Source organism: Galbibacter kalidii, from assembly GCF_026241135.1.
Classification (GTDB): Bacteria; Bacteroidota; Bacteroidia; order Flavobacteriales; family Flavobacteriaceae; genus Galbibacter.
This window is the reverse complement of the sequence record NZ_JAPFGA010000026.1, coordinates 1-13,899: the sequence shown is the minus strand read 5'-3', so window position 1 is coordinate 13,899 and position 13,899 is coordinate 1. Positions and strand designations below refer to the sequence as shown.

The 13,899-nt window shown below is 37.1% G+C and carries 11 protein-coding genes; 10 read left to right on the top strand and 1 reads right to left on the bottom strand.

The genetic code is table 11. The annotated features are described in order from the left end of the window. Positions 1 to 440: 440 nt before the first annotated feature. From OOZ15_RS18590 to OOZ15_RS18550, 9 genes are all read left to right on the top strand, one after another. Complete coding sequence (locus OOZ15_RS18590) at positions 441 to 1,367, top strand: RHS repeat domain-containing protein (RefSeq protein WP_265957952.1); 927 nt, start codon at positions 441 to 443, stop codon at positions 1,365 to 1,367. 60 nt (positions 1,368 to 1,427) lie between these two features. Further along, positions 1,428 to 4,007, top strand: a complete 2,580-nt coding sequence (locus OOZ15_RS18585; protein ID WP_265957951.1) for a tetratricopeptide repeat protein — start codon at positions 1,428 to 1,430, stop codon at positions 4,005 to 4,007. Between the two features lie 11 nt (positions 4,008 to 4,018). Beyond that, on the top strand, positions 4,019 to 4,687 hold the full coding sequence (locus tag OOZ15_RS18580; protein WP_265957950.1) for a DUF1266 domain-containing protein: 669 nt from the start codon (positions 4,019 to 4,021) through the stop codon (positions 4,685 to 4,687). Between the two features lie 169 nt (positions 4,688 to 4,856). Continuing rightward, a complete protein-coding gene (locus OOZ15_RS18575; RefSeq protein WP_265957949.1) occupies positions 4,857 to 6,152 on the top strand; it encodes a hypothetical protein in 1,296 nt (431 codons plus the stop codon). Between the two features lie 76 nt (positions 6,153 to 6,228). Beyond that, positions 6,229 to 7,656, top strand: a complete 1,428-nt coding sequence (locus OOZ15_RS18570) for a hypothetical protein (RefSeq protein WP_265957948.1) — start codon at positions 6,229 to 6,231, stop codon at positions 7,654 to 7,656. After that, positions 7,653 to 8,801 (top strand): hypothetical protein, encoded by a 1,149-nt coding sequence (locus tag OOZ15_RS18565; RefSeq protein ID WP_265957947.1) that lies wholly within the window; start codon positions 7,653 to 7,655, stop codon positions 8,799 to 8,801. Before OOZ15_RS18570 ends, OOZ15_RS18565 begins: the two co-directional genes overlap by 4 nt. A 93-nt stretch (positions 8,802 to 8,894) precedes the next feature. Further along, positions 8,895 to 10,043 carry a hypothetical protein gene (locus OOZ15_RS18560; protein WP_265957946.1) on the top strand — a complete coding sequence of 383 codons (1,149 nt, stop codon included), beginning with the start codon at positions 8,895 to 8,897 and terminating at the stop codon, positions 10,041 to 10,043. A 25-nt stretch (positions 10,044 to 10,068) separates the two neighbouring features. Then, on the top strand, positions 10,069 to 10,509 hold the full coding sequence (locus OOZ15_RS18555; RefSeq protein WP_265957945.1) for a hypothetical protein: 441 nt from the start codon (positions 10,069 to 10,071) through the stop codon (positions 10,507 to 10,509). A gap of 737 nt (positions 10,510 to 11,246) precedes the next feature. Continuing rightward, positions 11,247 to 11,591: a hypothetical protein gene (locus tag OOZ15_RS18550; RefSeq protein ID WP_489666416.1), complete on the top strand. Its 345-nt coding sequence runs from the start codon at positions 11,247 to 11,249 to the stop codon at positions 11,589 to 11,591. Here OOZ15_RS18550 and OOZ15_RS18545 read toward each other — a convergent pair. Further along, positions 11,569 to 11,895 carry a LytR/AlgR family response regulator transcription factor gene (locus OOZ15_RS18545; protein WP_265957943.1) on the bottom strand — a complete coding sequence of 109 codons (327 nt, stop codon included), beginning with the start codon at positions 11,893 to 11,895 and terminating at the stop codon, positions 11,569 to 11,571. The genes OOZ15_RS18550 and OOZ15_RS18545 overlap by 23 nt on opposite strands. 200 nt (positions 11,896 to 12,095) lie before the next feature. On the opposite strand from OOZ15_RS18545, the gene OOZ15_RS18540 reads away from it, so the two are divergent. Beyond that, positions 12,096 to 13,736, top strand: a complete 1,641-nt coding sequence (locus OOZ15_RS18540) for a helix-turn-helix domain-containing protein (RefSeq protein ID WP_265957942.1) — start codon at positions 12,096 to 12,098, stop codon at positions 13,734 to 13,736. Positions 13,737 to 13,899: the final 163 nt, after the last annotated feature.

Genomic DNA, 13,899 nt, shown 5'->3' with positions numbered 1-13,899 from the left:
GGTCTAGTGTTTGTCTTTTTTACCGCTAGGGCTTAAATTGGTGTCATTTTCCCTGTATATTGGAAAAGTTTCCACAAGAATATTATTCAGAATCAAATTATATAGAAACTAAAAGCACTACAGGTTATTATTATTTTTAACTTTTTAAAACGACCTGTTGATGACCTATAGCCCTTAAGCACCAGAAAAGTATTCTAAGATCCAAGAGTTATCCCCTATGGTCCTTTTATAAGGGAGATAATCTGTTTCCATCCCTTGGAGGGGCTGCCTACCGGAAAGCAGGGGGTGTTAGATTATTTTTTCTCGTAAAAGAGGTACCATTCAAGCGAATGGTACATACGTGTTACGGTCTTTCCTTATTTTCGCTGTGTGTATTAATAATGGTTTGTTTATAGGGTGAACATCTAAACGGATATGAGGGAACAATAAAAAAGCAACAGATGAAAATTTTTCAAAAAACACATGAAGAATCCGACTTCAAACGCCTAATCGCATATAATAAAAACGGGAGAGAGATTTATGTTAACACAAACGGCAGGGAACAATGGCTTGTCTATGAAAATGACATGCTTATCAGGCATGTCACGAGTGATGGTCTTACAAGGCTTTTTGAGTATACTCCGGAGGGAAGGATCCTATCCATAAAAGACAACAGCGGTTTTGAAGAATGGTGGGAATATGACGAAAATGGACATAAAAAGATGTTTAAAAATTCAAATGGAAAAGAAGAGTATTTTGAATATAACCGTGAGGAGCAACTCTTGTATTTTTCATACTTAAAAGATGGTAAAAACGCCACAATATTTCGTTATGACGATCAGGGAAATCAGATTTATTTAAAAGATAAGTTAATCAACCTCGAAGAATGGTGGGAATACAATGATGATGGGAAAAACACATACCACAAAGATAGTAACGGACTGGAAGAGTGGTTCGAATATGACGAAAAAGGACGATTAGTTACTACGAAGACAAATAAAGATTTTATAGAAACAAGGTATTATGATCAGGCCGATAGATTGATACAGGTCAAAAACTCTTCGGGTTATGAACAAATCTACGAATACGACGATCAGGGAAACCAAATTTATTTCAAGTCCCATGTAATTCCCGAATTTAAAGATGCCTGGGAAGAAAAATTAATACCTGCAGGCGATGCGATTGAAACATGGAAAGAATATAATAACCAAAACCTCATGGTCTATCATAAAGACAATGATGGGTATGAAAAATGGATTGATTACGACGCTTATGGAAATGAAATCAGTTATAAAGACACCAATGGTGTAGAAATTAAGAAGCAATATCTTTATTATGAACAACTCACCGATGATACCAAATGGCTATTCCGTTTTGAGCAATTGTGATGTCGATTCAAGTAATTTGGAAAGTTTTATATAGAGATTATAAATAAATTATAGAAGGGATTGAAAACATACGATTTTAATAATATTATAAATCAAACGGAAGTACTTCAACAGTTACATGAACAAATCAAAGACCTGGACTTTGATTATGAAAGCAATCGTTTTTTAGAGCTCCTCTCCCGGTACAGACAGGTGTATAAGGAGATAAATTACCCGTCGGAAGGGCTACACGCGCTCTTGAAGAAAACTGTTGAATTGCCTGAAGAAAAGAAAATTCTAGATCCGGAGCAACTCATTGCACGTTTTTTGGAGATATATGAAAAATTGGATACCCGTTTTGATATCCGGTATTGGCAGTCTGTGATTGAAAGCGACAGGAAAAATTCAGCAATTAAGACTGAGGAATATTGCATGCCTATTGCAGGATTTCTGATGGAACACTCTTACCTTAAATCCGATGTTTTTTTTCTTTTGAAAAAGGCTTATCCTTTTGATCATCTCTTTCAGTCACCGGCCTGGAAGGTATTAATGAGGAATAATGAAAAAAAATATGTGTTCATCGAACGCATAATGAACGGAGGTAATTTTGAACAAGATTTATTGATCGATACCTTGCCCATTCACACCTATGCTTCAGAGCAACTGGCAAGTTTTCTTGATGCCGGGAAGGATAAAGATGACTTTTTACAACCCATTTCAGATGCATCAAGGCAATTGGACGATTTGATGGGCGCCATTTTGCATTCGAGCATACTCCAACGCGATGGGAAAGATCAGGTAGCTTTGCAAGTGTTGAACAATATACCATTTGAAAAAAGGCCTCTGATAGCGTGGCAACGAATGATGCAAATTCTTTATAAAGCCGCGATATTACAAGGGGTAGAGGAGCCCAAAGAAATCTTTCCCAAGGCAATGGCTGAAGCCTTACGGTTTTTTTCGGACGACGAACACTTGTTGTATTTGCAGGCTGCCTTTCGATTGGAAACCCGTCCTGTCAACGAAGCCAAGGAGGATTTGGTTATGTTGCTCAAAAAGCATCCGCAGCAGGACAAATTACTTTTTCTACTCGGCAAATGCTATTTCAAACTGGAGAAATACAAAACGGCATATACCATTTTTAAACATATATCAGAACTTTACCCATTGAACCTGGAGTATGCCAGTTTTATCGCCCGGTCCCTGGACGGTATTTTGAGTCAGCCGATAGTAGCAGGAAAGCAAGAGGTTTATGTGGAACGCATGCTTCTTCAGTTGGAAATGGAAATCTACGATTTGATAGCTGTACCGGATGAACTCAACAGCGACCCAGATATCAGGGCATTGAAAAACTATGCTGAATCCACTTCCGAAGCAATAACAGATAAAGATTCGAATTTTATTGATAAAGTCAATAAAGTGCAGTCGATATTGGATGAAGCAAGAACTCCAAAAGTCCGGAATTTCCTGATAAATAGGCTGTTGAAACTTTATCCAACTTACGACGATTTGGCAAATGACAAAGACAGACTTCTTCATTTTTATGAGGAATTTCCAGAGATATATGATACCTCACATGCTTTGGCCGGGGCATACATGGGGGAAGAAGATTATGAAAAGGCACTGTCTTTTTACGAAAAAGCAAAAGATCTGAATGGTAATATTTATGTTTATCAAGGAATAGCCAGGGCTGCCCTTCATCTAGAGCAATATGATAAATCCATAGCCGCCAGTCGTGTTTTTCAGCAGGCAAGAAGATATGATAGGACAGGTTTCTACTGTATGGGCAAGAGCTATTTCAATATGGAGGAATACCTTCACGCTTATGAAAATTTTAAGTGGATGGTTCAGATTGTTCGCCCGCAGCCCAGCGCCCATGATCAATACGTGTTTATGGCTTCCCTGAGTAAGTTTATGGGACAAAAAGAGCAGGAAGGGATGCAAACCACTTCTTTTAAAGGAGAAATAGAGAAAGCCTTGGAATTGTTTGATTCCTTCAAAAGACCTAATGGTTTTGAAGAGTCCAAGGATGGCCAATGGGCGGTTTTCCATGCTGCAAAACTATGTGAATATGCACTTTTGTATGAAAAAGGCCTTTTGTACGTAAATGAACTGATGGCGATATGGTATGCGGCAGGTTTCTACAATCTGAGAGGTGCAGACCTGTTAAAAGGCCGACTGCTGATGGTTACGTTGCGGTTTGATGAAGCCCAATCATTTCTCCAGTCCAACATTGAATATTTAGAACAATCTGATGCCGGGCAAGAGCAGATAGACGAAAATATCGAACTCTTGGGTCGCGTCAAGGAACAATTGGCAAAAGACAGTGAGCTAAGTGGGAAACTCCGCTTTCTGATACAAAAATCGGCTGAAGATCCCGATCATTGGCGGCATGTGTATGTACAGTTGGTGCAAAAAGCCATGATGACCAAAGAACATCAAGTAATGATTACGGCCGGGTTGCAATATTTTTCACTTTACGACTTTCCGCATGCCGACGATATTTTTATGGCATATTGGACGGCAAATGCCTATAAGGAAACCAATCAATGGGACAAGGCAAAGCCTTATTTCGAGCGTTGTGTGGCTTTAGGAGAACAATTTCCCGGTCAGTCACCCAATTTGGTCGCTATGGCCGGTTTAAAACTTCGCCACAATTCTTAAAAATTAAAAAAATGATGTATCCACATAAATACGAAAACCCCGATCAATTAAATGAAAAACAGCTATGGCTATTGGCAACTTCTGCCATGCTGTCCCAACTCAACACCGATCGCCATGATACCTTACTCCCAAAAGGGAAGTTCACAAGCCCAAAACTGGTGAAAAACGTAGAGCAGGTGCTTTCCCGTGACTGGGAGATCAAGAATCTGGCAGATTTGAGTGATGCCATCAAATTATTGCATGAAAGGGTCACCTTCGGACAAGATTTAAACGGATGGGAGGTATTGAGTGGCATCGAGCTACAACAAGCAGTCCAATCAAAAACTATTGGTGATTACCACCACGTGATGGATATGGTGCAGAACTACCGATTCAGCTTGAAAAATAGTGATATGGCCTGGCATTATGGTCGCTGTTCATGGTTGATTCGTGAGTCAGCCTTTTTGAAATACATCAGTGAAGAAGAAGCTTGGATATTGTTGGAGGAAAATGGGAAGAAAATCAAAGCTGCTTTTTCGTCCTGGGCAGAATTCGGACTTTCCTATATGGTAGGGGCGCAGTATTGGAGAAGTAGTAGCTATACACCGGATACTGTTAGGAGGTATATCAAGCATTACCGGTTTTTGATGACCAATAATGAGTCCCCCTGGAAAAATGTGCCGTGGGAGGTAGAATTGTAAAGTTTAAATAAAATGAAACGAACATGAATTTTATTAATCATAAAATACGCAAAAACGTATGATTAAAAAAAATTCATGTGAGCCTGCCTGCCGCAGGCTGGAGCGAAGCAGTTCCATGTGTGCAACAAATTTTTTGCACATTTTGGATATTTCAAAAAATTTTAAACATATGAAAATAGAAATACCAACTTATGAAGATATTAAGGAACTTAACTTTTGGGATCCACCACAACCCAGTAGTTTGGTATTGATACTTGTAAATCACCAGGGAGAGAAGATAGCGATTGATTTTCTGCCGGACACAGAAGATGATAACGGCTATCCTACCGACCTGATGCGCCCAAAGAATATCTTGTTGAATGAACAAAAAGTAGAATTAAGGCCGGAGGAAAAGAAAAAGATCCTGGATTTACTGAAGCGCCTGATAGATGAAAAAAGATTAGGGCATCCAGAAGGAGGTGCTGCAAAAGCGGCAAAAGAAATGATGATGTATTTCAGCGAAATCGAAGTCCCGGCATACAAAGACCTCAAGGAAATCAATTATTGGGTGCCACCACAACCCGCCAGTTTGATGTTGACGCTGGTGAATCGTCAAGGAGAAGAGATAAAGATTGATTTTCTGCCGGAAATGGAAGATGATCTTGACTATTATAGCCCAAGAGATATTTTTTTTAATGGGCATAAAGTGGCACCAAAATCGGAAGAGGGGGGGAAGATTTTGGATTTATTGAAGCACGTGATAAAAAAGGAAGGTCGATTTCCGGGACTGATAGAAGTGGCAAAAGAAATGATGATGTATTTCAGCGAAATCGAAGTCCCGGCATACAAAGACCTCAAGAAAATCAATCATTGGGTGCCGCCACACCCCAGCAGTTTGATGTTAATGCTGGTGAATCGTCAAGAGGAAGACATCAATATTGATTTTGTGCCGGATATGGATGATGATACTGACTATTCTATTGACCTAATGCGTCCGCGGGACATTTTTTTTAATAAACATAAAGTGAAATTAAAATCGGAGGAAGAGAGAAAGATTCTGAATTTGCTGAAGCACTTGATAGATAAAAAGCGATTAGGACATCCGGAAGGACATTCTGTAAAAGTGGCTAGAGAGATGATAGCTTATTTCAGCGAAATAGAAGTACCTGCCTTTAAAGACATTAAAAAATTTCACTATTGGGTTCCCCCATACCCCAGTAGTTTGGTGTTGACGCTTGTGAATCATCAAGGAGAAGAGATAACAGTTGATTTTCTGCCGGATATGGAAGATGATAATGACTATCCTACCGACCTGACGCGTCCAAGGGATATTTTTTTTAATGGGCATAAAGTGGCATCAAAATCGGAGGAAGAGAGAAAGATTCTGGATTTGCTGAAGCACTTGATAGAAGAAAATAAATTGGGGCATCCGAGAGGATTCGGAGTACTATTGGCAATGGAAATGATAGACTATTTCAATTCTTGATAACTAATTTATAATAATCGGAAACCCAAAAGTTTAAATCATTTCGATATCAAAACCTGTAATAAACAAAACTAATATGAGCGATATAAAGAATCGTATCGACGAAGCCCTGAAACAAGAAAATATAACCGGTTTAGACAAGCTCAACAAGGAGCTGCTGTCTATGGGCAGTGCTGAAGAAAAAGAAGCCCTGGCCGATGCCTATCTGTCTATGTTTGGACAGTGCCAATACGATTATATGTGTGGGAAATATAACGAGGAGGCAGGTATTTGGGAACTACTAGACTGGGTGGAAAAAGCTAAAAAACTCTACCCTGAAATGGATAACTATCATTACTGTCGGGGACATGTCTATGATATGCTGTCGGAGGTGAATACCGACAAAAAGGAAAAGTTGGATTTGATGGAGCAGAGCAGAACATGCTTTCGGGCACAATTGGACGTCACTCCAAAAGATAGTGATTTGTTGGTCCATTTAGCTGAGAGTATTTTAAAACAATGCCATTTTGAAGAAAAATACCCTGCCTCGACGATGAACGAAGTGCAAGCGTTGTTTGTTTCAGCTATAAAGATGGAAAGAGCGTCAGATGATCAACCCACTTTTTTTGGTTTTAAAGGAATTGCGATTTCCGTTTTCCTTAATACTTGCTACGAGCTGCTACTGCATCGGGAAAGCCGCTTGTACCACTCGCCATTTTTGCAAAGTTTTAAGTCCATACTTACGCCATACCTCGAAGGCAATCCTATTGTAGCTTACCATTGGGTCGACACCCTTATGAGAATTGCCGCTTGGCGCGCAGAAAGGGAGCTTGATCCTGTTGTTTTTGACGATGATTTTGATGTTGAAGTTTGGACCGAAATAAATAAACTGTTGGAAAATCTGAAAGACTTAACTTTTTCCGATGAACATTTCTCTGTGTTTTTGGGACATCTTTTTAATAATGCGGCCCAAAAGAATGAAAACACCGAATTTTTGGACCAAGCTATAAGGTATTATTTACAAGCACATCAAATAAATAATCAATCTTGGGCCTATCCCCATTACATTGCAAAATGTTTGAAAGAAAAAGCCATTTGGCTATTGGAAAAAGGCAAAAGAAAGGGTGCAAAAGCTTGTTTCGATCAGGGGTTCACCCTACTCGAAAATGCACAGGCTCATATTGAAGATTTTCAGTTGAGCTTAACACATGGTGACTTTTTATATGAATTTGCAAAGCTATTTGAAACTTTCTCGAATAGGGAAACCTTGTTGCAGGCCCGGCAACACTTTGAAAAGAGCATAACACTCGGTCGGCAATTTTATACACAACCCTATTATGGCCTTGCCAAAACAATCTTGTTGCTTGATGGCACACAGGCTTGTCTGGATGTGTTGCAGGACTGTGGCGAAATTTTTTCAAACGAATATCATGTACATGATTTCATGGGGATTATAGGCGACCCCGATTTTAAGGATGTTCAAAATGAAATACCAAAACTTATTGAAACCATAAAAAAGAAATGAAGACAATAGAACCATTAGAACAAGAATTCAAGCGACTACCCGAAAATTTTGAAAAGATGAAAGATGCTGTGCTGAGCAAAGAGGGATTGGTGAAAATGATGGCAAAACATGCCCTTTATGAAATAGAGCCTTTCTATTTTGAACATTGGAACGAATACATGGAAGAAGGGGAGGTATTGGTTGTTTTTTCTGAAGATGATTTTAACCCTAAAACCGACGATCTTTACACCCATTGGGTAGACGTAGGTGATCGTAAAATTCATTTTAGGCGTTGGCATATAGGAAAAACCACATATTACGATACGGTTTTTGAATATCACGACGATTACGTTAAAAGTGCTACTGTTTTTTTTAGTTCCGAAGAAATTAAACCTATAAAATTGGCATATATGGAGTACAAAAACGGGATGCCATATCACTATATAGAAGCAGTAGAAGGCGGAACGGTTCATAAAGAATACCGTGTTGAAGACCAAGAGTTGGCAGGTTATTTTATGTATTCAGGGTCGAAAGATGTTGATTATAAAGAGGATGTAAAATTTGAATATGACCCAAATGGAAGCGGTCTAAACAGGATTGTCCTGATTGATCCAAAAAATGATACCGAACGCCTTATTTCCCAAAGACCGAAGAAAGGGCAAAATATGGAAGATGTGTTGGCACAATTAGAAGAAAATCTGGTAGAAGAAATCACCCAACAGATTCAGGAGAAAGTCCGTATAGAAGAAGAAAAGGTGTATTGTGTTTTGTTACAACACTGTGTGCAAGGACCATTCCCACCTGCCGTTGCCATAGGGTTGGAGTCGGAGTATGATGAGGAGTGTTTGTTGGGTGCGGCAGACCTGAGGTATTTTTCAGAAGATGGTACCCTGCCCCTAGATCTTTACACCCCGGAAATAGAAGAGGCAGAAGTATTTGTACGGCAAAAGAGGGATATGATGAAACTGAGCGAAGAAGAATATGAAGCTTGGGAAGAAGAGCTGAAAGCTTTTTATCTACGGGTCTGCAAGCGGATTTTCCACATGAATTTCTCAAAATCGTTTACCAAAACAGACCATTTTATCGTTTATGCAAACGATATTGATGCGTGGAATGCAGAAGAATACATTGCAGAAATGAGGGCTTATACAGCTGAAAAGGGGTAATGAACATCCACTGGGTTGAGAACGAAAGTAGGGATTGAATATTTTGGTTCTTAGTTTTATAAAACCTATTAATGAATGATTAAGAAATAAAAAATGCCGACCAACGAAGAAATAGAACAGGAATTTGATCAATTGGTGCAGAATTTCGAAGCAATGAAAACTTCTGCATTGAATAGGGAAGGTTTGGTTGAAATACTTGCCAAACATCCGCTTTATGAAATAGAGCCTTTCTATTTTGAACACTGGGACGAATGTATCGATGACGAATCGTCATTACTGGTTTCTTCCGAAGAAGACCTCAATCCTGAAGAAGACACACTTTTTACCCATTGGGTGAATGTGGATATGGAACAGCGAAAAACCCATTTTAGACGCGAGCATCTAGGAGAAACCATATATTACGATACAGTTTTTGAATATCACGACGATTACATCAAAAGTGCTACGGTATTTTTTAGTCCCAAAAAAATTGAACCCATCCGTTTAGACTATTTACAATTAAAGGGAAACATACCACAGCATTATACAAAAGTAAGAAAGCATGGTTTGCTCAATAAAGAATACCGATCCGAAGATGGGCTGCTTCAAGGTTATTTTGCTTATTCTGATTCGAATGATGGTAACGTTGTTGTTGATTTTGAATACACACCAGATAGCGCTGCCTTAAACAGTATCGTGCTGACCAATAAAAGTAGTAATAAACAGATTATTATCTACCAAAGGCCTAAAAAAGGACAGAACATAGCGAATGTGTTGGCTCAGTTAGAGGAAAATATGGTAGAAGAAATTACCCAACAGATTCAGGAGAAAGTCCGCATAAACGAAAAAGTATATTGTATTCTGTTACAATACGGTTCGCAAGGACCATTTCCGCCTGCTGTTGCCATAGGACTGGAGTCGGAGTATGATGAGGAATACATGATAGGTGCGGCAGACATGCATTATTATTCAGAAGACGATACCCTACCAATAGATCTTTACACTCCGGAAATAGAAGAAGCGGAAGTATTTGTACGGCAAAATCGGGATATGATGAAGCTAAGTGAAGATGAGTTTGATAGGTGGATGGACAAAGTTGAAGCTCTCTATTTAAGGGTTTGTAAACGACTTTATCACATGGATTTTTCAATGTCATTCCACAAGACAGACCATTTTTTGGTTTACGCCAGCGATCTCGATGTTTGGAACGATGAGGAATACATTGAAAAGATGAGGGCTTATATAGTCAAAAATAAAAATTAGTTTAAAAGTTTAAAGAAAAAGACTTATGTTTTCAGAAGATTATCAACAGGTGGTTGTTGCCATTCTCAATGTGGCATTATGCCCTTACGGCTTACTGTTATTTTTTGTTTGTTTTCACGGTAACAGGTTCTTTGTCCCAACAGGAATGAACACAACAAAGCTTAAAAAGCTGCCTTATTTTATTTATATCATCATTTATACTGCTGTGGTATTGGGTATTACTTATGCTATTGGTTTTTTTACGGTGGATGATTTTAATATATGGATGGTGTACCAGCCCAAATATTATTGGCTCAGTTTTGTGGCTTGGGGTATTACAGCATTCACCATTAGGGAGTATTTTCGTGGAATGGAAGGTAACATTATGGGCTTCATTTTCTTTCCTATGTTGTTTTTTTCTTCCCTGGCTCTTTTTGTAGTGAATATAGCGGACTTGTTTTCTTTCTTGATTGAGGTCTTTACGTGAGCCAAGTGTTCGCTCGAGCCTATACAATAAGAGCAACACAAAGCCACAAATAGAAAAAAGCTGTAGTTGTCTTGGGAAAACGTAAAGTGCTATAACCAAATGATGTAATAGTGCGGTAGCAGGAGAATTTTTGTCAAGTTTTACATCCAATGAACTAAGGTCAACATCCCAAAATACAGATTCGGGAAAGAAATTTATTAAACTCTTTCTTTTAGCTTTGAATAAATTGACTTTAGTTTGATGACTTTTCCCATGGACGGATACCATTAACTGTCCTTAACAACATTCATACTTATTGTAGGGCTTGTATATTCAAACTGTATTACGGTGTATTTGGGAACCGAAAGGAATGCAACGCTTTGTTGCATACTATTATCTCCTTACACCTCTTTTATGCTACACCAATATATTGAATTATGGTTTGGCTATGCAGCGCAAAAAAGCCTTCATCTGGGGCAAAAATATCTATTTTTCGCTTCAATCAAGAAAGTTTAAACGAGTTCAATGGGAAAAGAACGCAAAAACCATAGTATCAAGGAACTTCAAACCTATATAAGTATTTGCACCGGGACTCGGATACCTTTTCCAATACACCTCTCCCTATCCCGAACCACTTCATAAATAAGCCATTTAACTAATGAACTGAATCCTTAAATGAATGAAGTGTTATACTAAGAAATATAATGTGTTAATTTTAAGAAGCACTCTCAGTTAACAATCAACTCTTGTATCTATGAATAAACTTTTACTTTTGTTTTTTTTGTTTTTTTTCAGCTTTTTCCTATTCTCAAGTCGGAATAGGAACTCCAATGCCTGACGCTTCATCTCAGTTGGATGTGGTTGCATCTGATAAGGGAATTCTTATTCCACGGGTAGCACTTACAAGTGTATCTGACACTACTACCATTATGAACGGTAATGTAGAAAGTCTGCTTATATACAATACTACATCATCAACGGATCTACTCCCGAGATACTATTATTGGAATACTGACAAATGGCTTAGAATTATTAATTCTAATGATGTCCATGGAGTTGATGATTCCCCCGATAACGTTGTTATTTACAATCCTGTTCTGTAAATGGTTTAAAAAGATAACCTATGGCATGATTTTTAAATGCATCTATAGCATATTTTTCATGTGATGTACAAAAAATAACCTCGAAGTTGATAAAATTAAGTTTTCTAATAAATTCAATGCCACTCATTCCCGGCATTTCCATGTCTAGGATTAATAGTTGAGGAGGGTCCTTCTTCAAGATTTCAACACAGGAAAACGGATCGGAGTATTTTTCTAATTGATCAACCTGAGGGAAATTCTTATTGAATAGCAACTCTAGATTATTCAAGTCATCTAAACAATCATCAATTATATGAACTTTCATAGAAAATCGTATGTTTCTTTTATATGTATAACAAGGTACAAGTTCTGTTAAAAACTTGCAAATTGTTTCTAAGCTGCAAATATGTGGATAACAAAATTTATGTGGGAATCAAAAAATATTTTTAAGCTTATCCCTAGATTCTTTTTTAATTTCAAAATAACAATAGATGTGACCTTTTGAAATTTTCTGTGTCTAAACAAATGAATAAACCAACCAAAATACCTCTGGGGATAGTTATCATGAAATATTCCATATTATTTACATTTATTTTCTTTATTGGATTAATATCAAATGCACAAAAAAATGGCAGTCGGGTCAAGAAACAGTTTGACAGTGTGTTTTATGATGTCGCAGTAAGAGTTTCTTCGATTGATATGGGTAAAGCCGAAACAATTGCGGACTCATTATACAGAACTTCAAAAACGGAAATCCATAAAATTAAATCACTTATGCTTTTAGCAGATTTGCTCCAAAGGCAAAGTAAGCGTGAAAAAGCTATAGACTATGCATTAATAGCTGAACAAATCGCCAATACTTCGGCAAATGCTGAATGGAAAGCGAGAATTTATGGGTTTTTATCTACCCAATATAGAATTGTAGGATTAACAGACTTAGGAAGGGAGTATCTCCAAAAGGGGTTAGAGAATAGTAAAGATATAAGGATTAAAAGTGTTTCTGACCAATATTTAGGAATGGTATATCAAGAAATGGCACATTATGCAATGAATGATGAAAATTATTTAGAGTCAGTTAGTTTATTAAGGAAAGTGAACAAGCTGTTTAGGAATATGCAAAATGAAAAGTCCATGAATTTCTTCTTAGGAAATAATGAGGAAATGTTGGGGAGGAGTTTTTTAGGGATGAAAGTATATGACTCTTCAAAATATCATTATAATAGAGCTCTCGAATTTCTAAATAAGGCAGGAGCAGAAAATTCTCAATGGACTGGGCTGATTTATCGCGGGAAGGGATTGATCTTGTTGGAAGAAAAAAAATATGTAGAAGCAAAACAGTTTTTGGATAAAGCACTTCTAATAGCAGAATCGATGGACCATATGACATTGAAGTCTTTGGTTTATAAAGATGTATTCAGATATTATAAAGAGACAGGGAATCAAGAGGGTTATATTGAATATAATAGGAAGTACCTAAATGAAATTAAAGGAAATATAAAGGCAGAAAAAGTTGCCTCAAATGCAGAGGTTAATAGAATTTTAAAAAAACAACAAAGAAGTTTCTCTCAATTATATAAGCTTATTATAGGAATAGTTGTTCTATTGCTTGTTAGCTTAGTTTTTATTTTTATAACAAAAAGAAAACAAAGAAAGGATCGTGAACGATATCTAGAGATAATATCTAAATTAGAATTAGAAAGACAAGAAGAAATCAGCAAGCTTTCGATTTCTGAAATCAATGATATTAGTGAAAGAATACATGGGAGTAATAGCTCTTATAATAGGCCAATGCAAGAAGAGACGGAAATGATGATTCTTGAAAAGTTACAAGAATTTGAAAACCAAAATGAGTTTCTTGATTCAGAATTTACATTAACTAAACTTTCGGCAAAATTTAATATTAACCCTAAATATCTTTCCTGGGTAATTAATGAACATAAAAAGAAGGATTTTAATAATTATATCAACCAGTTGCGTATTTTTTATATCATAAAAAAAATGCGGAATGATTTCAACTATCTTAATTATAAAATAAGTTATTTATCTTCAGAATGTGGTTTTTCATCACATAGTAAGTTCACGGCTATCTTTAAAAAAGAAACAGGTTTGACACCATCATATTTTATCAACCAATTGCGTAAAGAAAACGTAGATGGAAAAGTTTAACCTAAAAGGTTGTTACTTTTCAGAGGGTCTGTAAATTTTAACTCTATCTGTTAAAAATAACCTGTAGGTAGTATCTCACCAAGTGTGTAAAGTTTAAAAAAATCGAGGGTTGCAACCCTCGATTTTTTTTGATTAATTTTAAATTTTATACACTTATGAAGAA

Bases quoted from the DNA above. Each gene is read 5' to 3' on its own strand.
- OOZ15_RS18545 (WP_265957943.1), bottom strand. From the start codon at position 11,895: ATGAAAGTTCATATAATTGATGATTGTTTAGATGACTTGAATAATCTA.
- OOZ15_RS18575 (WP_265957949.1), top strand. From the start codon at position 4,857: ATGAAAATAGAAATACCAACTTATGAAGATATTAAGGAACTTAACTTT.
- OOZ15_RS18555 (WP_265957945.1), top strand. From the start codon at position 10,069: ATGTTTTCAGAAGATTATCAACAGGTGGTTGTTGCCATTCTCAATGTG.
- OOZ15_RS18590 (WP_265957952.1), top strand. From the start codon at position 441: ATGAAAATTTTTCAAAAAACACATGAAGAATCCGACTTCAAACGCCTA.
- OOZ15_RS18540 (WP_265957942.1), top strand. From the start codon at position 12,096: ATGAATAAACCAACCAAAATACCTCTGGGGATAGTTATCATGAAATAT.
- OOZ15_RS18570 (WP_265957948.1), top strand. From the start codon at position 6,229: ATGAGCGATATAAAGAATCGTATCGACGAAGCCCTGAAACAAGAAAAT.
- OOZ15_RS18580 (WP_265957950.1), top strand. From the start codon at position 4,019: ATGATGTATCCACATAAATACGAAAACCCCGATCAATTAAATGAAAAA.
- OOZ15_RS18560 (WP_265957946.1), top strand. From the start codon at position 8,895: ATGCCGACCAACGAAGAAATAGAACAGGAATTTGATCAATTGGTGCAG.
- OOZ15_RS18565 (WP_265957947.1), top strand. From the start codon at position 7,653: ATGAAGACAATAGAACCATTAGAACAAGAATTCAAGCGACTACCCGAA.